Source organism: Allobosea sp., from assembly GCF_017308075.1.
Classification (GTDB): domain Bacteria; phylum Pseudomonadota; class Alphaproteobacteria; order Rhizobiales; family Beijerinckiaceae; genus Allobosea.
Genome location: NZ_JAFKFX010000026.1, coordinates 165927 through 188505, shown reverse-complemented (window position 1 = coordinate 188505; position 22579 = coordinate 165927). Strand labels below are relative to the sequence as shown.

23 protein-coding genes and 1 tRNA gene are annotated in these 22579 nt (G+C 67.1%); 9 read left to right on the top strand and 15 right to left on the bottom strand.

All coding sequences use genetic code 11. From position 1 onward, the window contains the following. Positions 1–26 precede the first annotated feature (26 nt). The 3 genes from J0J10_RS07740 to J0J10_RS07730 form a co-directional block, all read right to left on the bottom strand. Complete coding sequence (locus tag J0J10_RS07740; protein WP_291641342.1) at positions 27–845, bottom strand: carbohydrate ABC transporter permease; 819 nt, start codon at positions 843–845, stop codon at positions 27–29. After that, positions 845–1774: a carbohydrate ABC transporter permease gene (locus J0J10_RS07735; protein WP_291645962.1), complete on the bottom strand. Its 930-nt coding sequence runs from the start codon at positions 1772–1774 to the stop codon at positions 845–847. Before J0J10_RS07735 ends, J0J10_RS07740 begins: the two co-directional genes overlap by 1 nt. A gap of 136 nt (positions 1775–1910) precedes the next feature. After that, positions 1911–3263, bottom strand: coding sequence for an ABC transporter substrate-binding protein (locus J0J10_RS07730; protein ID WP_291645961.1), 1353 nt, complete (start codon positions 3261–3263; stop codon positions 1911–1913). 191 nt (positions 3264–3454) lie between these two features. Here J0J10_RS07730 and J0J10_RS07725 point away from each other — a divergent pair, with 191 nt between their 5' ends. From J0J10_RS07725 to J0J10_RS07710, 4 genes are all read left to right on the top strand, one after another. After that, complete coding sequence (locus J0J10_RS07725; RefSeq protein WP_291645960.1) at positions 3455–4465, top strand: aldo/keto reductase; 1011 nt, start codon at positions 3455–3457, stop codon at positions 4463–4465. Positions 4466–4469: 4 nt separating this feature from the next. Further along, the gene (locus tag J0J10_RS07720) at positions 4470–5309 is read left to right on the top strand and encodes an amidohydrolase family protein (RefSeq protein ID WP_291645959.1); all 840 of its coding nucleotides are present in this window, start codon (positions 4470–4472) and stop codon (positions 5307–5309) included. Between the two features lies 1 nt (position 5310). Further along, positions 5311–5766 carry an RbsD/FucU family protein gene (locus J0J10_RS07715; protein WP_291645958.1) on the top strand — a complete coding sequence of 152 codons (456 nt, stop codon included), beginning with the start codon at positions 5311–5313 and terminating at the stop codon, positions 5764–5766. Positions 5767–5889: 123 nt separating this feature from the next. Next, entirely contained in the window at positions 5890–6057 is a 168-nt protein-coding gene (locus J0J10_RS07710; protein ID WP_291645957.1) for a hypothetical protein, read from the top strand. Positions 6058–6250: 193 nt separating this feature from the next. Here J0J10_RS07710 and J0J10_RS07705 read toward each other — a convergent pair. Beyond that, positions 6251–6335, bottom strand: a tRNA-Leu gene (locus tag J0J10_RS07705). Between the two features lie 173 nt (positions 6336–6508). Between J0J10_RS07705 and J0J10_RS07700 the strand changes: the two genes are divergently transcribed. Together J0J10_RS07700 and J0J10_RS07695 are read left to right on the top strand one after the other, a co-directional pair. After that, a complete protein-coding gene (locus J0J10_RS07700) occupies positions 6509–7174 on the top strand; it encodes a YqaA family protein (RefSeq protein WP_291645956.1) in 666 nt (221 codons plus the stop codon). A gap of 7 nt (positions 7175–7181) precedes the next feature. After that, positions 7182–7715 carry a disulfide bond formation protein B gene (locus J0J10_RS07695; protein WP_291645955.1) on the top strand — a complete coding sequence of 178 codons (534 nt, stop codon included), beginning with the start codon at positions 7182–7184 and terminating at the stop codon, positions 7713–7715. Between the two features lie 111 nt (positions 7716–7826). Here the strand turns inward: J0J10_RS07695 and J0J10_RS07690 are convergent, their stop codons facing one another. The 7 genes from J0J10_RS07690 to J0J10_RS07660 all read right to left on the bottom strand — a co-directional run bounded on the left by J0J10_RS07690 (position 7827) and on the right by J0J10_RS07660 (position 13398). Next, positions 7827–8384 (bottom strand): HNH endonuclease, encoded by a 558-nt coding sequence (locus tag J0J10_RS07690; protein ID WP_291646029.1) that lies wholly within the window; start codon positions 8382–8384, stop codon positions 7827–7829. A 301-nt stretch (positions 8385–8685) separates the two neighbouring features. Further along, positions 8686–9567, bottom strand: coding sequence for a 3-hydroxybutyryl-CoA dehydrogenase (locus tag J0J10_RS07685; protein WP_291641325.1), 882 nt, complete (start codon positions 9565–9567; stop codon positions 8686–8688). 182 nt (positions 9568–9749) lie between these two features. Continuing rightward, positions 9750–10697: an electron transfer flavoprotein subunit alpha/FixB family protein gene (locus J0J10_RS07680; protein ID WP_291645954.1), complete on the bottom strand. Its 948-nt coding sequence runs from the start codon at positions 10695–10697 to the stop codon at positions 9750–9752. 3 nt (positions 10698–10700) lie between these two features. After that, positions 10701–11450, bottom strand: coding sequence for an electron transfer flavoprotein subunit beta/FixA family protein (locus tag J0J10_RS07675; RefSeq protein ID WP_291645953.1), 750 nt, complete (start codon positions 11448–11450; stop codon positions 10701–10703). A gap of 147 nt (positions 11451–11597) precedes the next feature. Continuing rightward, entirely contained in the window at positions 11598–12287 is a 690-nt protein-coding gene (locus J0J10_RS07670; RefSeq protein WP_291641320.1) for a rhomboid family intramembrane serine protease, read from the bottom strand. A 4-nt stretch (positions 12288–12291) separates the two neighbouring features. After that, positions 12292–12873 carry a cob(I)yrinic acid a,c-diamide adenosyltransferase gene (locus J0J10_RS07665; protein WP_291645952.1) on the bottom strand — a complete coding sequence of 194 codons (582 nt, stop codon included), beginning with the start codon at positions 12871–12873 and terminating at the stop codon, positions 12292–12294. A 54-nt stretch (positions 12874–12927) separates the two neighbouring features. Next, positions 12928–13398, bottom strand: coding sequence for an Lrp/AsnC family transcriptional regulator (locus J0J10_RS07660; RefSeq protein WP_291645951.1), 471 nt, complete (start codon positions 13396–13398; stop codon positions 12928–12930). 130 nt (positions 13399–13528) lie between these two features. On the opposite strand from J0J10_RS07660, the gene hppD reads away from it, so the two are divergent. Further along, positions 13529–14662, top strand: a complete 1134-nt coding sequence (gene hppD / locus J0J10_RS07655) for a 4-hydroxyphenylpyruvate dioxygenase (RefSeq protein WP_291645950.1) — start codon at positions 13529–13531, stop codon at positions 14660–14662. A 122-nt stretch (positions 14663–14784) separates the two neighbouring features. Here hppD and J0J10_RS07650 read toward each other — a convergent pair whose 3' ends face one another. Beyond that, positions 14785–15651 (bottom strand): LysR family transcriptional regulator, encoded by an 867-nt coding sequence (locus J0J10_RS07650; RefSeq protein WP_291645949.1) that lies wholly within the window; start codon positions 15649–15651, stop codon positions 14785–14787. A gap of 228 nt (positions 15652–15879) precedes the next feature. On the opposite strand from J0J10_RS07650, the gene J0J10_RS07645 reads away from it, so the two are divergent. Together J0J10_RS07645 and J0J10_RS07640 are read left to right on the top strand one after the other, a co-directional pair. Next, positions 15880–16788 (top strand): DMT family transporter, encoded by a 909-nt coding sequence (locus tag J0J10_RS07645; RefSeq protein ID WP_291645948.1) that lies wholly within the window; start codon positions 15880–15882, stop codon positions 16786–16788. A gap of 93 nt (positions 16789–16881) precedes the next feature. Further along, on the top strand, positions 16882–17403 hold the full coding sequence (locus tag J0J10_RS07640) for a hypothetical protein (protein WP_291645947.1): 522 nt from the start codon (positions 16882–16884) through the stop codon (positions 17401–17403). Positions 17404–17461: 58 nt separating this feature from the next. Here J0J10_RS07640 and J0J10_RS07635 read toward each other — a convergent pair whose 3' ends face one another. From J0J10_RS07635 to J0J10_RS07625, 3 genes are read right to left on the bottom strand one after another with little or no spacing between them, the layout of a single operon-like run. Further along, positions 17462–20623 carry an efflux RND transporter permease subunit gene (locus tag J0J10_RS07635; protein ID WP_291645946.1) on the bottom strand — a complete coding sequence of 1054 codons (3162 nt, stop codon included), beginning with the start codon at positions 20621–20623 and terminating at the stop codon, positions 17462–17464. A gap of 11 nt (positions 20624–20634) precedes the next feature. Then, a complete protein-coding gene (locus J0J10_RS07630) occupies positions 20635–21816 on the bottom strand; it encodes an efflux RND transporter periplasmic adaptor subunit (RefSeq protein ID WP_291645945.1) in 1182 nt (393 codons plus the stop codon). 20 nt (positions 21817–21836) lie between these two features. Further along, positions 21837–22478 (bottom strand): TetR/AcrR family transcriptional regulator, encoded by a 642-nt coding sequence (locus tag J0J10_RS07625; RefSeq protein ID WP_291645944.1) that lies wholly within the window; start codon positions 22476–22478, stop codon positions 21837–21839. Positions 22479–22579 lie beyond the last annotated feature (101 nt).

Here is a 22579-nt window from a genome sequence, read left to right as displayed (position 1 = left end):
GCGCAGACAGACCGGCGGCAAGCGGATCAGCCATCCTTGAGCCCTCCGGCGGAGAGGCCGGCGACGATCTCGCGCTGGGCGAGCACGGTCAGCAGCAGCACCGGCAGCGTCACCAGGAGCGCGGCGGCCGCGAGAGGTCCCCAGGAGATCTGCTCGAAGGTCAGCGAGTTGTAGACGGCCGAGGGCAGCGTCCGGCTCGCCTTGCCGCCCAGCACCACCGAGAAGATGAAATTGTTCCAGGAGAAGATGAAGGCGAGGATGCCGCCGACGACGATGCCGGGCCGGGCCAGCGGCAGGGCGACATGGCGGAAGGCCTGCCAGGTCGTGGCACCGTCGATGCGCGCCGCGTCCTCGAGTTCCATGGGCACGTTCTCGAAATACCCGATCATGATCCAGACGATGATCGGGATGGTGATGACCAGATGCGTGATCACCAGCGCGGTGATCGTGCCGACCAGCCCGGTGATCTGGAACAGCAGGAAGAGCGGGATCAGATAGGACAGCGCCGGCGTCATCCTCGCGATCAGGATCAGGATCGCGAATTTGGTCGCCTTGCCACGTGCGATGCCGTAGCCGGCCGGCACGCCGACGGCGAGGCCGACCAGCACCGCCCCGCCCGTAACCAGGATCGAGTTCCAGAGATAGAGCGCGAAATTGTTCTTCTCGAACACGTCGAGATAGTTCGCCAGTGTCGGCGGGTTCGGGATGAAGACCGGCGGGAAGGCGGTGTTGTCGAGCTCGTTCTTCAGCGAGAGCGAGATCATCCAGAGGAAGACCAGCACCGCCGGCGAGACCAGCACGAAGACCGAGGCGTAGAAGCCGAGCTTCTTGGCGAGCCGCTGCATCACGCGTTCCACTTCGACTTCTGGCGCGCATAGAGCAGCAGGAGCGAGAGCATGATGATGATCACGAAGAAGATCACCACCACGGCCGAGGCGTAGCCGATCTTGTAGAACTGGAAGGCCTGTAGGTAGAGGAAGATGTTGAGCGTCTCGGACGCCGTGCCCGGCCCGCCCTGGGTGATCACGAAGATCGTGTCGAAGGCCTTCAGCGCATCGATGGTGCGGATCACGATCGCCACCATGATGAAGGGCCAGACCAGCGGCAGCGTAATGTGGCGGAACATGTGCCAGTCATTGGCACCGTCGATCAGCGCCGACTCGTAGGGCTCCCGCGGCAGCCCGGCGAGCCCGCCGAGCACGATCAGCATCACCAGCGGCGTCCAGTGCCAGACCTCGACCAGGACCAGCGTCGGGATCACGGTGCTGGGCGAATAGACCCAGGGCTGCGGGCCGATACCGACCAGCGAGAGCAGATAGTTCAACACCCCGAGCTGCGGGTGGAACATCATCGTCCAGACCAGCGCCACCGCGACCGGCGTCGCCATCATCGGCATGACGAAGATGGTGCGCAGCAGGCCGCGGAACGGGAATTCGCGATGGAAGACCAGCGCCGCGGCGGTGCCGAAGACGATCGGCAGCACCACGGCCAGCACCGTGAAATAGAAGGTGTGCCCCATCGATTCGATGAAGCGCGGATCGCGCAGCAGCTCGGCATAGTTCTGCAGGCCGACGAATTCCGGCCCGCCACCGATCTTCCAGTCCTGGCTCGACATGTAGAGCGTGAACAGCCAGGGAAAGACGATCACGCTGGCGACGATCAGCACCGCCGGCAACGAGAACAGCCAGTAGCGCGGCGTGAAATCCTTCGAATCCGCTGGAGATGGCGGCGCCGAATTCGCGAGGCCGGAGGCTGGCAAGGTGGTGCTGGTCATCTGCTGCTCTGGAAACTCACGCCGTCATGCTCGCCCTTGTGGCGAGCATCCACGTCTTGAACGTCGCGCCGGGGGAAGACGTGGATGGTCGGGACAAGCCCGACCATGACGCGTCCAGCGGCCAGTCGCCGTCGCCTCAGCCCTGCTCGCTCTTCGCCAGCACCGGCGCGAAGGCCTCGGTCGCCTTCTTCAGCTCGGTCGCGACATCCGCCCCGCCGATCATATTGGTCAGGCCAACGCCGAAGACGTCGCGGAACTCGGTAACCGGGACGATCTGCGGCAGGGCGGCGCGGGCGATCTTCGCCGACTGCAGCAGGCAGTCGAAATACTGCTTGCCGAATTTCGAGGACTCGATCGTCGCCTTGTCGAGATAGGCCGAGGAACGGGCCGGCGCGCCGGCACCCGCCTTCAGCATGGCGAGCTGCTGGGCCTTGTTGGTGATGAACTGGATGTAGAGCCAGGCGGCTTCCTTCTTGGCGGAACCGCGCGAGATGCCGATGCCGTCGCCGAACATGCCGGCATGATGCGCCTTCGGACCCGGCGGGGTGACGCCATAGCCGACCTTGCCGACGATGCGCGACTTCGAAGGATCCTCGAGCGGGGTCGCGAAGCCGATACCGTCGAGCCACATCGCGGCGCGGCCCTGCATGAAGGTGGTCTGGCATTCGTTCCAGTTGAAGCCGACCGAACCGACGGGACCGGTGTCCTTGTTGAGCTTCTTGTAGAGCTCGCCGGCCCAGATCGCCTCCGGACCATCGGTCTGCAGCTTGCCGTCGGCCGAGGTGGTCTCGACGCCCTGGCCGAGCAGCAGGCAGGCCCAGACCGGAACGTTCGCGTTCTTCAGCCCGCGCGAGACGAAGCCGGCGACGCCCTTGGCCGGGTCGTGCAGCTTGGCGGCAGCGACCGCCATCTCGTCCATGCTCTTCGGGAAGGCGACACCCTTCGCGTCGAAGAGCTCCTTGTTGTAGTAGACCATCCAGTAGTCGACGAAATAGGGCAGCGTATCGAGCGCCCCGTCGGCCTGACGGGCATAGGCCACGGCGCCGGCGCCGAAATCCTCGAAATTGAAGTCGGGCGAGGTCAGCGAGGCGTCCTTGATGAAGGGCGAGAGATCGGCGAACCATTTGCCCTTGGCCGCCATGCGCTTTTGCACATGCAGCGAGATCGCGCTGACGTCGAAGCTCGGCTTGCCCGAGGCGAACTCGATCACCGCCTTCTGGCGCTGCTGCTGCTCCGGCACCTGCTCGGAGGAAACCTTGATCCCGGTGAGCTCGGTGAACTCCTTCTCCGCGGCCTGGAACAGGTCCGAACGCGGGTTCTTGACCAGCAGAACGTCGATCGACTGGCCGGAAAAGCGCTTCCAGTTGAAGGCGGCCTGGGCGTGCGCCTCGCGCAGCACCAGCGGCGAGGCGACCGCACTGGTCGCGCCGAGCGCGGCGGCGCCGCGCAGCAGGCCACGCCGCGTCGGCTTCAGAATGCTGTCGGTCATGATCGTCCTCCCTGTCGATATGAGAAGGCCGCTCCGGGCCCTTTGATCCGATGCCGGCAGGCCGCACCCGCGAAGGGCGGCCCGTGCCGAGGCGGCGACGCTAATCCTGTTCAAACGCGGTTGCAAGCTGACATGTTGGCGTGCACATAGTGTTGAACCTCCAGCGCGGCCTCACGCCAATGACAGCATCGATGCTCCCCTCGAGACCGCTCGGCCGCTCCGGACTGACACCGAGCACACTCGGCTTCGGCGGCGCCCCGCTCGGCGATCTCTATGCCCATCTCGACGAGGCCACCGCCATCGCGACGGTCGAGGCAGCGCTCGCCGTCGGCGTCAGCCTGATCGACACCTCGCCCCTCTACGGACACGGCCTGTCGGAGCACCGCATCGGCGCGGCGCTGCGCCGCTCGGACAGGAAGGACGTCATCATCTCGACCAAGGTCGGCCGCGTGGCGGAGCCTTTCGCCGGGCGCGGCGACGGCTCGGGCTATCTCGGCGGCCTGCCGCACGGCCTGCGCTTCGACTACTCCCATGACGGAGCCATGCGCTCACTCGAACAGTCGGCGCTGCGCCTTGGCGTCGACCATCTCGACATCGTCCTGATCCATGACGTCGATGTCTGGACCCATGGCGCCGACCGGATCGAGGCGCGCTTCGCCGAAGCCATGGACGGCGCCTATCGCGCCCTCGACCGGCTGCGCTCCGCCGGCGCCGTCAAGGCGATCGGCGTCGGCGTCAACGAAGCCGAAATGTGCGAGCGCTTCGCTCGCGCCGGCGATTTCGACACCATGCTGCTCGCCGGGCGCTATTCGCTGCTGGAACAGCCGGCGCTCGCCTCCTTCATGCCGCTCGCTTTGGAAAAAGGCATCGGCCTGCTGCTCGGCGGCGTCTTCAATTCCGGCATCCTCGCCACAGGGCCTGTCGTCGGCGCCCGCTATAATTATCGTCCGGCCCCGCCCGAGATCTGCGCGCGCGTCGCCGCGATCGAAGCCGTCTGCATCCGTCATGGCGTGCCCTTGCGTCGCGCCGCCCTGCAGTTCCCGCTCGGCCATGCCGCGGTTTCGAGCCTGGTGATGGGCGCCGTCAAGCCCAGCGAGGTCGCAGACCAGCTCGCCGAGCTTTCCGCTCCCATCCCCCCTTCCCTCTGGCTCGAGCTGAAGGCCGAAGGCCTGCTCGGCGCCGATGTCCCGGTTCCGGGGTGACGCCATGCGGATCGACGCGCATCAGCATTTCTGGAGCCTCGCCCGCGGCGATTATGGCTGGCTGACCCCGGCGCTCGGCGTGATCCATCGCGATTTCGGCCCGGACGACCTCGAGCCGCTGCTGGCCCGCCACGGCATCTGCCGCACCATCCTGGTCCAGGCAGCGCCAACCGAGGCCGAGACGGCCTATCTGCTCGATCTTGCCGCGAGCACCCCCTTCGTCGCCGGCGTGGTCGGCTGGACCGATTTCGACGTCGGCAATGGCGCTGAGCGCATCGCAGAGCTTGCGGGCAACCGTCTGCTCGTCGGTCTGCGGCCCATGGTGCACGACATCGCCGATGATCGCTGGCTGGCACGCCCCGCCCTGGCGCCGGCCTTTCATGCCATGGCGGAACAGGGTCTCGTCTTCGACGCGCTGCTGAAGCCCCGCCATATCGCGCCGATGCTCGACATGCTCCAGCGACAGCCTGACCTCGCCTGCATCATCGACCACGGCGCCAAACCCGATCTGGCGCGCGGCGAGCTTTCCGCCTGGCGCGAGGGCATGACGGCGCTCGCCGCGCATAAAAATGTCTTCTGCAAGCTCTCGGGGCTCGTCACCGAAGCACGCGCCGACTGGACGTTGGCGACGCTCCGGCCGGCCTTCGAGCATCTGCTCGGCGCCTTCGGGCCCGAACGCCTGATCTGGGGCAGCGACTGGCCGGTGGTGACGCTGCGGGCGAGCTATGCGCAATGGTTCGGCGCCACGGATGCCCTGCTCGCCACCCTGCCGAACGCAGAGCGCGAAGCCATCCTCGGCGGCAATGCCCGCCGGCTCTATATCTCGCAGCGCGGACGCAACTGAGATGCTCAGGAACCTCGATCCGGTCCTCTCCGCCGATCTGCTCTGGGTGCTCGCCGCCATGGGCCATGGCGACGATCTCGCTCTGGTCGACGCCAATCATCCGGCCGAGACGATAGCGCGCGCCACCACGAGCGGCCGGCTGGTCCGCCTGCCCGGTCTCACCATGGCACGAGCGGCGCGCGCCATTCTTTCGGTGCTGCCGATCGACGATTTCGAGCCCGAACCGGTACGCCGCATGCTGGTCGTCGGCGATCCCGCGGCGCTTCCCGAGGTGCAGGCCCAGGTGCAGGCGGAACTCGACCGCGCCAACGAAAAGGCTATGCCGCTCGTCGGAATCGACCGCTTCGCCTTCTACGAAGCGGCCAAGTCCGCCTTCGCCGTGGTCCAGGTCGGCGATCCCCGCCCCTATGGCTGCTTTCTTCTGCGCAAGGGCGTGATCGCCGGCCCGCCCGGCTAGCGCTGCGACGTTCTGATTCTTCCGGCGTCCCCGAGGCGCTTGTCTGGCTTTTTAATATGCATTTACAATACATCTTTTGTCGCCTAGAAATCTGGCCTTCGGACCTCTTTCAGGGCTGCTGCAATGGTCGACCGAGCCGTATCCCGCGCCCCGACGGGCGCTCCCGCCACCGCCGCGCGCGCCGGGGGCGACAGCTCCCATGGCCAGGGTGACAGCACCCTGGTCCCGATGCTGATCAGCGGCCTGGTCCTGGTCGTCATCGCCATGATCGGGGTGATGATCTTCGTCTGAGAGCAGGCGAAGGGTGGCTCCACGCCGATACCCAGACAAGCGCACCGGGAGCGCCGGCGTGATCGCGTGAGGCTGTGACCATGTCGGCGCCCGCCGACGCCTGCCTTCGCGATAGCGAGGCGGATGGTACGACGAAACGGAGCGAAGTCGAACCTGCGCGATGGGTTGGTGGGCGGCATCGCGCCAAGAAAGATGGTGCCCCTGGCCGGGATCGAACCAGCACTCCTTGCGGAACTCGATTTTGAGTCGAGCGCGTCTACCAATTCCGCCACAGGGGCCCCTTGCGGGCGGCGCGGACTATAACTGTCGATCCGGCCCGGTCAATCTCGCGTGAGCGGCTTTTTTCACTCCAGCCCGGCATGGACGGCGCCGGCGCAGCCGGATAGCTAGAAGCGCATCGCCTCCGGCAGGTTCAGCGCCGGATGCGCCGTCATCGTCAGAGGGCCGCAGCATGGCTTCCGCGAACACGCCACCCGCTGCCGCCCTGCCGCCGGAACGGCGCGGCGCCTTCCAGCGCCTCTATCTCTGGACCTTGTCGCTCGCCGCACGCCCGGCCGCCCAGCTCTGGCTCGCCGTGGTCGCCTTCGTCGAGAGCTCCTTCTTCCTGATCCCGGCCGATGTCCTGTTCGTGCCGATGGCGCTGGCCGACCCACGCAAGGCCTATCGCTACGCCCTGGTCGCGACCGCATTCTCGACGCTCGGCGGCATCGCCGGCTACGGCCTCGGCTATTTCGCCTTCGATGCGCTCGCTCGGCCGGTCCTCGCCTTCTATGGCAAGCTCGCCGCCTTCGAGGCGCTGCGCGCCTGCGCCGGGCCGGACACCACTCTGCTGCTGCTGACCACTTCCGGCCTCGCACATCTGCCGCCGATCAAGGTGGTGACGATACTCGCCGGCGCCGTGCAGGTCGGGCTCGGCTTCTTCGTCATCTCCTGCGTGCTCGCCCGCGGCGCCCGCTTCTTCGCCCTCGCCTACCTGCTGCGTCGCCATGGCCCGGCGATCCGCCATTTCATCGAGCGACGCCTCAAGCTGATCGCCCTTGGCGGCGCTGCCCTGCTGATCCTGCTCTATTTCGGCCTCAAGCTGCTGACAGGCTCCGGCCAACTCTTTTCCTGCTGAGCGACACATGACCTCCACGCCTCTCACCGACCTCTTCGCAAAGCCGCGCCGCGTCATCGCCCTGATCGGCCTCGCCAGCCTCGCGCTGATCGCCGGTGCCTGGTTCTTCGAGCTCGTCGTGCTGCTGCGGCCCTGCAAGCTCTGCCTCGAGCAGCGCGTCCCACATTACGCCGCGATCGGGCTTGCCGCCGTCGCGCTGCTGCTCGCCCGCTCGCGCCTCAGTCAGCTCGTGGCCCTTGCCGCCCTCGCTCTGCTGATGGCCTGGAGCACCGGGCTCGGCATCTACCATTCCGGCGTCGAATGGGGCTGGTTCGCCGGCCCGAACGATTGCGGCGGCGCGGTCGCGCCCGCCGCATCCGGCATGCAGGACTTCATGAAGCAGTTGCAGACGGTCCGCGTCGTCTCCTGCACCGAGGCGGCCTGGCGCTTCCTCGGCCTCTCGCTCGCCGGCTGGAATGCTCTCGCCTCGCTCGGGCTGCTTATCGCAGCACTGCTGGGATTGAAGAGCGCAGCGAGAGTGGCTGGCGGTTCGCCAGCGTGAATCCATTGGCGTAACGGCCGAGAACCGGAGCGCAGCGGACTGATGTCCGTGAGCACCGGAAGCGCGGGCGGTCGCGTCAAGCGGCCGCGCTGGTAGAACCGAGAGCCACTCTCAGGGTTCGAGCTCGGAATCCCAGTAGAGATAATCGAGCCAGCTCTCGTGCAGATAGTTCGGCGGGAAGAGCTTGCCGTTGCGGTGCAGATCGTTGATCGACGGCGCGAAGGGCTTCTGCATCGGGATCATGCCGACGGTGTTCGGCATCTTGTCGCCCTTGCGCAGATTGCAGGGCGAGCAGGCTGCGACGACGTTCTCCCAGGTCGTCAGCCCGCCCTTGGAGCGCGGAATGACATGGTCGAAGGTCAGTTCCTCGCGCCCCAGGCAGTACTGGCAGGCGAAACGGTCGCGCAGGAAGACGTTGAAGCGGGTGAAGGCGGGGGTACGCGAGGGCTTGATATAGGTCTTGAGCGAAACCACCGAGGGCAGCTTCATGTTGAAGCTCGGGCTGCGCACCACGGTATCGTATTCGGAGACGATGTTGACCCGGTCCATGAAGACCGCCTTGATCGCGTCCTGCCAGCTCCACAACGACAGGGGGTAGTAGCTCAGCGGCCTGAAATCCGCGTTGAGCACCAAAGCCGGACAGCCATCCGGCGAAGCCATCGGATGCATTACATGCGCCGTCACCCGTATCGCGCCTCCGCTTAATCGAGCCGGACGAATCCCGTAGCCCGATAATGTAAGCGCGAGACGACAGGATTGTGAAGCGGCGATGTTGCGGCGCGAATGGGAAACGGGATTTAGGACACCAGCCGGGGCGACGCGGACGCCACCGATCTTCCGTGATGCAGGCCGGAGCGCAGCCTAGCGCCGGAATCCATCATAGGCACAGGCGCTCTACGATGGTTTCCGGAGCGCGCGCCTTCGGCGCCTTGTCCCGAATGTCGGTGACCGTGAGGGGCGCCTGCGCGCCCTAGCGGGTCGGGACCGGCTTCTCGCCGCGATAATCGTAGAAGCCGCGCTTGGTCTTGCGACCGAGCCAGCCGGCCTCGACATATTTCACCAGCAGCGGGCAGGGCCGATACTTGGAATCGGCCAGCCCGTCATGGAGCACCTGCATCACCGAGAGGCAGGTGTCGAGGCCGATGAAGTCGGCGAGCTGGAGCGGCCCCATCGGGTGATTGGCGCCGAGCCGCATCGCGGTGTCGATGGCCTCGACCGAGCCGACGCCCTCATAGAGCGTGTAGACGGCCTCGTTGATCATCGGCAGCAGGATGCGGTTGACGATGAAGGCCGGGAAATCCTCGGAGACCGAGGCCGTCTTGTGCAGACGGGCGACGAAGTCCTTGGCGAGCTCGAAAGTGTGATCGTCGGTCGCGATGCCGCGGATCAGCTCTACGAGCTGCATCAGCGGCACCGGGTTCATGAAATGTATGCCGATGAAGCGCTCCGGCCGGTCGGTCGCCGCCGCAAGGCGGGTGATCGAGATCGAGGAGGTGTTCGAGGCGAGCAGCGCGTCGGGCCGCAGATAGGGGCAGACCGCGGTGAAGATCTTGCGCTTGATCTCCTCGCTCTCGGTCGCAGCCTCGATCACCAGGTCGCAGGCGCTCAAGCCTTCGAGAGACGGCGCCGCGGAAATCCGCGACATGGCGTCGCGCCGGATCTCGTCGGCGATGGCGCCCTTCGAGACCTGGCGGGCCATGTTGCCGTCGATCGTCGCCAGCGCCGCCTTGATGCGGTCCTCGGCGATATCGTGCAGCTTGACCTCGAACCCGGCCACAGACGCCACATGGGCGATGCCGTTGCCCATCTGCCCGGCACCGATGATGCCGATCGTCCTGATCTCTTGGTCCATGTGACGCTTCTGTTTCCCGGTGGCTGGAGCCGGATGCCTTTCAGGGGAAGCGCACTGCGTTCCCACCTCGAGACATCCCGTCTCCCGACATGACGTTAGGGCGGAATGCGAAAAACCGGCCCCCGCTTTTTCGCATTCCGCTCTGGCGCGGGCCGCATCGCTGCGACCCGCGAGGTTTCGGCTTACTTGCCGATCTTGGCGAGCTCGGCCTCGAGCTCGGGCATGATCGTGAAGAGATCGCCGACCAGGCCGTAATCGGCGACCTGGAAGATCGGCGCTTCCTCGTCCTTGTTGATCGCGACGATCACCTTGGAGTCCTTCATGCCGGCGAGATGCTGGATCGCGCCGGAGATGCCGACCGCGACATAGAGGTCGGGCGCCACGACCTTGCCGGTCTGGCCGACCTGCCAGTCGTTCGGGGCATAGCCGGCATCGACCGCGGCGCGCGAGGCGCCCATGGCAGCACCGAGCTTGTCAGCGACCGGCTCGATCACCTTGCCGAAATTCTCCGCCGAGGCGAGCGCACGCCCGCCCGAGACGATGATCTTGGCCGAGGCGAGCTCCGGACGGTCGGACTTGGCGACCTCCTCGCCCTTGAAGCTCGAAATGCCGGTGTCGGCCACGACAGCGACGCTCTCGATCGGCGCGTTCGCCGAACCGTCGCCGGCCGCCTGGAAGGAGGCGCCGCGCACGGTGATGACCTTCTTGGCATCGCCCGACTGAACGGTCTGGATGGCGTTTCCGGCATAGATCGGCCGCTCGAAGGTATCGGCCGAGACGACCTTGGTCACCTCGGAGATCTGCATCACGTCGAGCAGGGCGGCGACGCGCGGCATCACGTTCTTACCGGTCGTGGTGCCCGGCGCGACCAGCGCGTCATAGGCGCCGGCGAGCGAGACGATCAGCGCCGCCAGCGGCTCGGCGAGGCGGTGCTCATAGGACGCGTCCTCGGCATGCAGCACCTTCTCGACACCGTCGAGCTTGGCGGCAGCTTCAGCGACGGCCTTGGCGTTGTGGCCGGCGACCAGGACATGCACGGGCGCGCCGAGCGCCTTGGCGGCAGTCAGGGCCTTGCGGGTCGCCTCGTTGAGGGTCTTGTTGTCGTGCTTGGCGAGCAGCAGCGTCGTCATGGTTCAGAGCACTCCCGCTTCGTTCTTCAGCTTGGAGACAAGTTCGGCAGCGGAGGAGACCTTGACGCCGGCCGAGCGGCTCGGCGGCTCCGCGGTCTTCAGCACGGTCAGGCGCGGCGCGACATCGACGCCGAGCGTCTCCGCCGTGGTCTCGTCGAGCGGCTTCTTCTTCGCCTTCATGATGTTCGGCAGCGAGGCGTAGCGCGGCTCGTTCAGGCGCAGATCGGTGGTGACGATCGCCGGCAGCTTCAGCCCGACGGTCTGCAGGCCGCCATCGACCTCGCGGGTGACGTCGACCGAGCCGTCGCCGACCGCGACCTTGGAGGCGAAGGTGCCCTGTGGCCAGCCGAGCAGCGCCGCCAGCATCTGGCCGGTCTGGTTGGCGTCGTCGTCGATCGCCTGCTTGCCGAGGATCACCAGGCCGGGATTCTCCTGCTCGACCAGCTTCTTCAGGATCTTGGCGACGGCGAGCGGCTCGACCGTACCCTCGACCTTGACCAGGATGCCGCGATCGGCGCCCATGGCGAGGCCGGTGCGGATCGTCTCCGCCGCCTGCGCCGGGCCGATCGAGACCACGACGACCTCGGTCGCCTTGCCGGCTTCCTTCAGCCGCAGAGCCTCCTCGACGGCGATCTCGTCGAAGGGGTTCATCGACATCTTCACATTGGCCAGCTCGACGCCCGAGCCGTCCGCCTTCACGCGGATCTTCACGTTGTAGTCGACGACCCGCTTGACAGGCACGAGAATCTTCATGGGCGCTTCACCGTTCGGGAGAGATGGACCGTGACCCGGTGCCGAACGAAATCGCGGCAGTTCGGCATCGCGGCCCGCGGCTGGAATGCGCGGGGACCGTAGCGACGGGAATTTGCCGTTGTCAACGGCGTGAAGGTCGCGCCGGGCTCAGGCCGGGCGCCCGAACAGCGTTTGACCGCGCCGGATCAGGAACGGCGTCAGCGCCGCGCCAGCCCCCAGCCCGCCGAGATGCGCCCACCAGCCGACAGCGCCCTGCTGGTCGAACAGCGCCGAAAGCAGCTGGAACAGGATCCAGGCGCCGAGCGCGTACATCGCCGGGATACGGATCGGAATCCACTTGAAAGCGAGCCCCCAGACGCGCACGCGCGGGTAGAGCATCAGATAGGAGGCGATCACGCCCGAGATCGCACCGGAGGCGCCGACCAGCGGCTGTTCCGAGTCGGGATTCATCAGCGCGTGCAGCAGCGCCCCGGCGATGCCGCAGAGCATGAAGAAGACGAGGAAGCGCAGATGGCCCATCGCATCCTCGACATTATCCCCGAAAACCCAGAGGAACAGCATATTGCCGACGAGATGGGCGAAACTGGCATGCAGCAGGATGCCGGTCATCAGCGTCAGCCAGGGCGGCGCCTTGAACAACTCAGGCGGCAATTGCGCCTCGCCGAACAGCACCGCCGGAATCGTGCCGAACCCGGCGAGAACCGCGATCTCGCTCGCCTCGCTGGTCCAGTGCATCAGCACGAGCCGCAGCAGGATGCAGATCGCGATCAGCGCATAGGTGACATAGGCGACGCGGATGAAGCGCATCGGCACGCCGTCATGCAGCGGCACGAACATCGGTTCAGCGGTTCTGCCCGGGCGTCCAGAGCACGTCGCCCCCCGCCCTGGCGTTGAGATAGCGGGAGGCAACGAAGAGGAAGTCCGAAAGCCGGTTGATGAATTTCAGCGCCGGCTTCGCCACGCTCTCGCCCTCGATGCCGGCGAGCTCGACCATCAGCCGCTCCGCCCGCCGGCTGACCGTGCGCGCGAGATGAAGGTGGGCGGCGGCCGGTGTGCCGCCGGGCAGAACGAAGGAGCGCAGCGTGCCGAGCCCCTTGTTCAGCGTGTCGATCTCGGCCTCGAGCCGGTCGACCTGCGCCTGGACGATGCGCAGCGGCTCCCATTCCAGCTTCTCGCCGGTATCGGGCGAGGCGAGCTCGGCACCGAGGTCGAAGAGATCGTTCTGGATGCGGCCCAGCATCGCGTCGACGCTCGCATCCTCGGAGGCGCAGTGCAGCCGCGCCATGCCGACGCAGGCATTGGTCTCGTCGGTGGTGCCGTAGGCGGCGATGCGCAGGTCGAATTTCGGCCGGCGCGCCCCGGTGGCGAGCGCCGTGGTGCCGTCGTCGCCCGTGCGTGTGTAGATGCGATTGAGAATGACCATGACAGCTTTATAGCGCGCCGCCGCGCCGGCGGAAGGGGTGGTTTCGCCGCGCGCTCAGCCGAGCCGCAGCGGCAGCAGCCCCGGCTCCTTCAGCGTCTCCAGCGCGATCTCGGAGCGCACCCGGGCGACGCTCTCATGCGGCAGCAGCACCTCGTTCACCAGCCGCGACAATTCCTTGAGATCGCCGACCGCGACCTTCAGCATGTAATCGGCCTCGCCGGTCAGGGCATGGGCCTCGAGCACGGCCGGGGTGAGCTTCACCAGATCGCGGAAGCGCCGGGCATTGTCGCGCGAATGGGTGTTCAGCGCGACATGGATGAAGACGGTGACAGAAAGCCCGATCGCCTCCGGGTCGATCAGAGCGCGATAGCCGCGCACTACGCCCTCCTGCTCGAGCCGCTGGCGTCGGCGCGAGACCTGGCTCGCCGACAGGCCGATCTTCTCGGCCAGCGCACCATTGGTCAGCGAGGCGTCCTGCTGCAGCGCTTCGAGCAGGCGCCAGTCGAATGCGTCGAGGGCGGGCATTTCGTGAGCGTTTCCGTTCCATGATGCACGTTTCGTGCAAATGAAGCGCTCGTCGGACCAATTTTGCAAGATCATCGCCGCAGCGATGCGCGACCATGCTCCATCCAGATTGACCCAGGAGGAGGACGCCATGGGCCCGTTTCCGCACGACACCGCCCCGCCTGCCATTTCCGATGCCAATCCGATGGGCACGGACGGTTTCGAGTTCGTCGAGTACGCCCACCCGGAGCCGGAGAAGCTCGGTGCGCTATTCGAGACGATGGGCTTCACCAAGGTGGCGAAGCACCGCTCCAAGAAGGTGACGCTCTATCGCCAGGGCGACGTCAATTTCGTCGTCAACGCCGAGCCCGATTCCTTCGCCCAGGGTTTTGCCGCCGCGCACGGCCCCTGCGCCTGCGCCATGGCCTTCCGGGTCGTCGATGCCAAACACGCCTTCGAGCGCGCGGTATCGCTCGGCGCCGAGCCCTATGACAGCAAGGTCGGCCCCGGCGAACTGCAGATTCCGGCGGTCAAGGGCATCGGCGGCTCGCTGCTCTATTTCGTCGAGCGCTATGGCGAAAAGGGCTCGATCTGGGATGTCGACTTCGAATGGCTTGGCGAGCGCGACCCGCACCCCGAGCAGGCTGGGATGTATTATCTCGACCACCTCACCCACAACGTCATGCGCGGCCGCATGGACCATTGGGCCGACTGGTACGGCAAGCTCTTCAATTTCCGCGAGATCCGCTTCTTCAACATCGAGGGCAAGCTGACCGGCCTGATCTCGCGCGCCCTGACCTCGCCTTGCGGCAAGATCCGCATCCCGATCAACGAGTCGCTCGACGACAAGAGCCAGATCGAGGAGTACCTGCGCCAGTACAAGGGCGAGGGCATCCAGCATGTCGCGCTCGGCGCCCGCGACATCTATGCCAGCGTCGAGCAATTGCGCGCCAACGGCCTGCCCTTCATGCCCTCGCCGCCCGCGACCTATTACGAGAAGGTCGATGGCCGCGTGCCGAACCATGGCGAGCCGGTCGAGCGCCTGAAGGCCAACGGCATCCTGATCGACGGCGAGGGCGCGGTCGCGCTCGGCGAGAAGGCCGGCCGGATGAGCAAGGTGCTCCTCCAGATCTTCTCCGCCACCGTGGTCGGACCGATCTTCTTCGAGTTCATCCAGCGCAAGGGCGATGACGGCTTCGGCGAGGGCAATTTCCGCGCCCTGTTCGAATCGATCGAGGAGGACCAGATCCGCCGCGGCGTGCTGAAGCCGCAGGCGGCGGAGTAGACCGCGTCCCCGTCATGGTCGGGCTTGTCCCGACCATCCACGTCTTGGCGCCGCCGCCCCAACGCGACGTTCAAGACATGGATACTCGCCACAAGGGCGAGCATGAAGGTGGAGACAGCGAGTCAAACCGCCAGCGTCGGCGCCGTCATCGCCTCGCGCAGCGCCTGCGCGAAATGCCGGGCCGCGATCCCCGCCCCCGGGGCGATCAGCAGCGCCACCGAAAGCTCGAACAGTGCCGGCAGCCCATCGCCCGGAGTGAGCCGCCGCAGCCCGGTCGGCACGGCGCTCTCGGTGATCGCCGTGACGCATAAACCGGCCTCGACCGCCGAGAGCAGCCCGGCCATGTGCGAGGAGGAAAAGACCAGCCGGTGCGGCCGCTCGGCCGCCTCGAGCGCCGCCAGGATGCGCGGCCTCGCCCGGCAGCCCTCGTTGAACAGGCCGAGCGGCAGGGTTTCGTCCAGCTCCGGCCGGTGGCCGCGCCCCGCGACCCAGACCAGTGGCTCGCGCCTGAGACGCTCGCCCTTGGGCCGGCCAGGATCCTGGGTGATCACCGCCAGATCGAGCTCGCCGGCTGCGACCGCCGGCTCGATCCGCTTCGAGAGCTCGCAATGCACTTCGAGCTCGACGCGCGGATGCTCGGCCGAGAAGCGCATGATCAGCGGCCGCAGATAGGCGTCGACATAGTCGTCTGGCACACCGATGCGCAGCCGCCCCGAGGCCTTGTCGCCGGCGAGCTCGGCCCGCGCCTCGCATTCGACCGCAAGCAGGCGGCGCGCATGGGCGAGCAGCCGCTCGCCGGCCTCGGTCGGCGTGACGCCGCGGCGCGACCGCTCCAGCAACTGCCTGCCGAGCGTCGCCTCGAGATTCTGGATGCGCCCGGAGACCGCCGATTGTGTCCTGCCGAGCCGCTGTCCGGCGGCAGTGAAACCACCGGTTTCAGCGACCGCGACCAGCATGGCGAGCGCGTCGAGATCGAGATGGGTGGACATGCGACCTTCCATCGGAAACGCTTATAGATGAATCAAAATAATCCATTTTTCCGATCGCTGGAAGCGGTGTACACGGGCCTCCGTAGATCAGCCGTCTTCTGGACAAGCGGCGAAGCCGCGCAGCGCCGAAATCCCTCGTAAGGGTCACTCTACGATGGCTTCCGGCACTCCGCTTCGCTGCGGCCGGAATGACGGCGTTTCGTCGTCTTGTCGCATCCGAAAACCAGCATGTCCGCCCCCGGCCTCTCCCTGTCCGATCGTCCGGCCTCGCCGGCCTTCGCCATGTTCCTCATTCTGATGCTGGGCGCGACCAGCATCGGCTTCTCCGGGATTTTCGTCCGCTTCGCCGATGTCGGGCCGGCCGCCGCCGGCTTCTGGCGCATGGTCTTCGCGCTGCCGGTTCTCGCGGCCTGGATGGCGCTGGAGGGCCGCCGCACCGGCACGGCGCGTAGCGGCTCGGGCGCGCTCTGGCCGATCGCCATCGCCGGCGTCGCCTTCGGCGTCGACGTCACGCTCTATAACGGCGCACTGCTGCACACGACCATCGCCAACGCCTCGCTGCTCGGCAATCTCGCACCGGTCGGCGTGATCCTCGGCGGCTGGCTGATCTTCGGCGAGCGGCCGACGCTGCGCATCCTCGGCGCGCTGCTGCTGGCGCTCGGCGGTGCCGGCATGCTGGTCCTGCCCAAGCTCTCGGGCACCTCCGCCGCCGGCGGCTCGCTGCTCGGCGACACGCTCGCCGTCGGCGCCGCCTTCTCCTATGCCGCCTATATCCTCGCCGTCCGCCGGGCCCGCAACCGCGCCGATGCCGGCCGCATCGGGCTGATCTCGACGGCGATCTGCGCCATCGTCTGCCTTGCCACCGCATTCGTCCTCGGCGAGACAATCCTGCCGCAGAGCCTGACCGGCTGGCTCGCCGTCGCGGCGCTCGGCCTGATCGCCCATGCCATGGGCCAGGGGCTGATCACCCTGGCGCTCGGCCATTACGGCGCCAACGCGACCTCGCTGGTCATGGTCTGGCCCTCGCTGGTCTCGGTGCTCGCCGCCTGGGCGATCTTCGCCGAGCAGCCCTCCCCTGCTCAGGCCTTCGGCGGCGTCGCGATTCTGGCCGCCGTGCTGATGGTCCGGAAAGGCTGAGATCCGGCTTCGCCTGAGGCCGCGCGCTTCACGCTTTCATCGTCGACCGATCCAAACCGCTCCTCCGGCGTTTAGCCGGCAGGAGGAGCTGTCATGACACGACATTCGATGGCGACGGCCTGCGTCGCGGCCGCCCTGCTGCTTCTGGCGCAACCGGGCGCTGCCGAGCAGGAGGCCGGCCGCGAAACCGATTTCCTGCGTTCGCTCGAAGGCCGCTTCAGCGGCAACGGCACGCTTCAAAGCGCCGGCGGCGGCAGACGCTCGCTCAAATGCCGGTTCGATGGCGACCAGCAGGGCGCGCGGCTCAGCCTCGGCGGCAGCTGCCGCACCGCCCTGATTTTCAGCACCGCGATCCGGATCGAGCTTCGGCACGATCCGGCGACCGGGCGCTATGCCGGCAGCTTTCGCGAGAGCACGGGGACCGCGGCCGATCTCGGCGGCCGGCGCCAGGGCGAGCGTCTGACCCTCGCCTTCACCGAAACCGCCGAGAGCGTGCGGCCGAACCCGCCGGCGACCCTGACCATCACCCGCCGGCAGGGCAGCATCACCCTGACGCTGCGCGGCAGCAAGCCGGGACAGGGCCAGAATCTCGACCTCGCCTTGCGCGAGGAGTGACGCGCAGAGGAGTGACGCGCAAAAGAAAGAGCCCGCCCGGAGGCAGGCCCTTGTTCTTCTACTCCGCCGCCAGTCGCGGCGAGGGGAGCTTGCCGGCCATCGCCTTGGCGCTGGCTTCGCCCGGCATGTGCTCGGGATCGTGGATCGGCTCCCAGGTCGATTCATCCTCGGCCTTGCTGAAGAAGCGGCCGAAGGCCCAAGCCAGCAGGCGCCCGAGATCGTCCATCACCGTGTAGAAGGACGGCACGAAGACGAGGCTGAGCACGGTCGAGACGATCAGCCCGCCGATCACCGCGATCGCCATGGGCGAGCGGAACTCGCCGCCATCGCCGACGCCATAGGCGGAGGGCAGCATGCCCGCCGCCATGGCGATCGTCGTCATCACGATCGGCCGGGCCCGCTTGCGGCCGGCCTCGATCAGCGCCGTCATCCGGTCCTTGCCGCGCCCGACCTCCTCGACCGCGAAATCGACCAGCATGATCGCGTTCTTTGTGACGATGCCCATCAGCATCAGGAGGCCGATATAGACCGGCATCGAGACCGGATTGTTGGTCGCGAGCAGCGCGATGACCACGCCGCCAAAGGAGAGCGGCAGCGAGAGCAGGATGGTGATCGGCTGGAAGACCGAGCCGAACAGCAGGATCAGCACGGCGAGCACCAGCATCAGGCCAGTCGTCATCGCGGTGATGAAGCCCTGCACGACCTCGCCCTGGATCTCGGCATCGCCGGTCGCGGCGATGCGCACGCCCTCGGGCAGGCCGACCTCCGCGACGATCTTGTTGAAGGTCTCCTGGGCGGTGCCGAGCTCGAAGCCACGCTTCAGATCGGCGCCGATCGCGGCCCGGCGGACACGGTCATAGCGGTCGATCGAGGACGGGCCCTCGCCGAAGCCGATCTCGGCGACCGCGGTGAGCGGGACCGAGACGCCGTTGACATTGGTGACGCGCAGCGCCGCGATGTTGCGGATATCGGTGCGCGCCTGCTCGTCGAGCTGAACGCGGATCGGCACCAGCCGGTCGCCGGCGTTGAACTTGGCGAGATTGGCGCCGATATCGCCGATGGTCGCGACCCGGATCGCCTCCGAGATCGCCTCCGGCGTGACGCCGAGATTGGCGGCCTGTTCGAGCTTCGGCGTGACCCGCATCTCCGGCCGGCTCAGCGACCCGGCGGTGGCGACGTTGAGATAGCCGTCGACCTTGCGCATCCGCGCTTCGATCCGGGCCACCGCCTCGTCGAGCGCCGCCCCGTCCTTGGACAGGATCGAGAAGGCCATTTCGCGCTCGCCGCGCTCATTGACATACCAGGCGCGGACATCGGGCACCGCGGCGAGCTTCTCGGCGATCGTGACCTTGAGTTCCTTTTGCGGGATGGCACGCTCGGCCTTCGGCTGCAGCATGATGAAGACCGCGGCGCGGCGAACCTCGCGCTGTCCGGTCGGCGATGCCCCGCCCAGCACGAAGACACGGGTGACCTCCGGGATTTCGCGCAGCTTGTCGACGATCTTGTCGGAGGTGATCCGGGTGTCCTCCAGCGTCGAGCCGGGCGGCAATTCGACTGATGCGACGACGCGCGCCGTGTCCTCGTCCGGGATGAAGCCGGTCGGCAGCATCGAGGTGGCCTGGATCGAGCCCCAGAGGAAGACGAAGCCGATGGCCAGCGTCAGATAGCGCACCTTCAGCGTCGCCTTGAGCAGCCCGACATAGCCGCGCATCACGAGCCCGTCCTTGGGCTCCTGATGGTCCATCGGCCGCATCAGATAGGCCGCCATCATCGGCGTGATTAGGCGCGCGACCAGGAGCGAGAACAGCACCGCGACCGCGACGGTGAGTCCGAACTGTCGGAAATACTGGCCGGCGACGCCGCCCATGAACGAGACCGGCGCGAAGATCGCGACGATGGTGAGCGTGATCGCGATCACCGCGAGGCCGATCTCGTCGGCCGCCTCCATCGCGGCGCGATAGGGCGACTTGCCCATCTTCATGTGCCGGACGATGTTCTCGATCTCGACGATGGCGTCGTCGACCAGGATGCCGGTGACCAGGGTGATGCCGAGCAGGCTGACGAGATTGAGCGAGAAGCCCATCATCTCCATCGCCCAGAAGGTCGGGATCGCGGAAAGCGGCAGAGCGACCGCGGTGATCAGCGTCGCGCGCCAGTTGCGCAGGAACAGGAAGACGACGAGCACGGCCAGCGCCGCACCCTCCAGCAGCGTCTCCATCGCCGCCTTGTAGTTGCCATGGGTATAGGAGACGGCGTCGTCGATCGACTTCAGCGCGATCTCGGGATAGCGCCTGTTGAGCTCGTCGATCTTGGCCGCGACCACATCCTTGACCGAGAGCTCGCTCGACCCCTTCGAACGGAAGACCGCGAAGGAGACCACCGGCTGCTTGTCGAGCCGGCCGAAGGCGCGTGGTTCCGAGTTCGAATCCTCGACGCGGCCGAGTTCCTTCAGACGGACCTCGCGCCCGCCGGTGAGCTGGATCTTGCTCTCGGCCAGCTCGGCGACGCTGCGTGCGCCGGCGAGCGTGCGAATCGCCTGTTCCTGGCCGCCGACCTCGCCGCGCCCGCCGGCGAGATCGACATTGGTGGCGCGGATCTGGCGGTTGACCTCGCCGGCGGTGACGCCGAGCGCGAGCAGCCGGTCGGGATCGAGCGAGATCCTGATCTCGCGATCGACGCCGCCATAGCGCTCGACCCTCCCGACGCCCTTCAGCCCCTGCAATTCGCGCGCGACGACGTCGTCGACATGCCAGGAGAGCTGTTCGAGCGTCATGCCGGCGGAGGCCGCGCCATAGGTCAGGATCGACTGGCCCTCGACATCGATGCGCTGGATCACCGGCTCGTCGATCTGGCGCGGCAGATCGGCCCGGATCTTGGCGATCGCGTCCTTGACGTCGTTGACCGCCCGGTCGGTATCGGTCTCCAGGCGGAACTCGATCAACGTCGTCGAGGCGCCGTCGGTCAGCGTCGACATCACATGCTTGACGCCGGTGATGTTGGCGACCGCGTCCTCGACGCGCTTGCTGACCTGGCTTTCGAGCTCGGCAGGCGCCGCGCCGGACTGCGTCACCGTCACCGAGACCAGCGGCACGTCGATGTTCGGGAAGCGCGTCACCGGCAGCTTCGAGAACGAGAGCAGGCCGAGCACACAGAGCACGACGAAGAGCAGGATCGCCGGAACCGGCTTGCGGATCGACCAGGCTGAGAAGTTGATGTTCATGGCCGGGCTCGTCAATTCGTCGTGACCGGCGTGATCACGTCGCCATTGCGCACGAAGGTGCCGGCGCGCGCCACGACGCTCTCACCCTCGGCGAGGCCGGAAAGGACTTCGGCCCGACCATGGCCGATCAGCCCGAGCTCGACCGACTTAGTCGTGACCTTGCCATCCTTGACGGCCTGCACCGTCACCCCGCCGCGGCTATAGGTCAGCGCCGACAGCGGCAGGACGAGACTGGTCTTGCGGCCGGTCTCGATCACGCCGCGGGCGAAGGAGCCGATCGCCACTGGCGGATTGCCCTTGAGCGCGATCCGCACCCGCCCAAGCCGCGAGGCCTTGTCGACCTCCGGCGCGATCAGCCGGATCTCGCCTTCCAGGGGCTGGGCCGCCCCCGCCGGCGTCACCGTCACGCGCTGGCCCGGCTTCAGCCCGGGGATCTCGACTTCCGCAACCTCCGCCTCGAGCTCGACCGCTCCGTCGGCGATGACCTTGAACAGCGGCTCGGCCGACGCCATCGCGGCCATGGCGCCGAGCCGCGCATTGCGGCGGCTGACGATCCCGGCCTTGGGCGTCCTGATGTCGGTGCGCGCCAGCTTGACGTCGATATCCTTGCCCTGCGCCTTCGCCAGGGCGAGATCGGCGGACATGATCGCCAGGTTCTGCTTGGCCGAGTTCAGCCGCGCCTGCGCCGCCCGGGCGGCGGTGGCGCGCAGATCATAGGTCTCGACGCTGGCATTGCCGCTGTCGCGCAGGGACTTCGTCCGCTCGAAAGCGTTGTTCGCCTGCACGAGATTGGCCTCGGCCTCGACGATCTGCGCCTTGGCCTGATCGACGCCCGCCTCGGCGCGCTGAATCTGTGCGTCGTTCTGGCTGCGCTGGACATCGAGGCTGACGCGCGAGAGCCGCGCCAGAACCTGGCCGGCGGCAACGCGATCGCCCTCCTCCGCCAAGAGCTCGGTGATCACGAAACCATCGATCTCGGGTGTCACCATCACCTCGTCGCGGGCGATCATCGAACCGGAAACGACGACGCTCTGGACGATCTCGTCGCGCTTGGCCGATGTCACCGTGATCGCCGGCCCGGCCTGGGTCGGCTGCACGGCCGCGGCGGCCGGCGCCTGGGCCAGGCCGATCGCCGGGAAGCCGGCGGAGGCGAGGAAGGACAGCGCGGCGAGGGTCTTGCGGAAGCTGGGCATGGGTGCGGCTCTTTGCGCGTTCATGGTTGCTCGCCCTGGCCCGGTGGCAGCAGCAGGACCTGCGCCAGACCGCGCATCGCGGCGAAAAGCGTCTCGGCGCCGGCGGCGCCGTCGAATTCGGGGTCGACGGCGCGCCGGCAGAAGAAGCCATCGGCCATCATGAAAATCGCCTGCAGAAAGCGCGCTTGATCGAGATTGACCGGCAGCTCGCCATTCTCGCGGGCGACCGCGACCGCCGCAGTCACCCCCTGCTCGACCGTGCCGTCGATGCTCGCGCACATCTGCGCCATCTGCGGATTGCGGGCCGCCTCCGCCCAGATCTGCAGGGCGATGATCGCCTTCTCGCGCGGCTTGTGCACGAGATGGAAACGCCCGAGCTCCTCCAGCTGGTCGAGCAGTCCGCCCTTGTCCGGGTCGAGCCCGGCGAAATCGGCGGCGATCTCGCTGCGATCGCGCTCGGCGATGCCGGCGACGATCGCGTCCTTCGAGGGAAAATAGCGATAGAGATTGCCGGGGCTCATGCCGGCTTCGAGCGCGACATCGTTCATCGTCGCGGCATGGAAACCGGAGCGCGCGAAGACGCGCTCCGCTGCGTCGAGAATGCGGATATGGCGCTCGGAGGGGCCGCGTTCGGCCGGTAGCTGGTCTGCGATCTGCGACAAGGCACGGCCAAATAAATGAGAATGAACGTTCATTCTCATGCCGTAACGCAACCCGGCTGTCAACTGCGAATACGGCCAATGGTTGTATGACTGGTAAACGA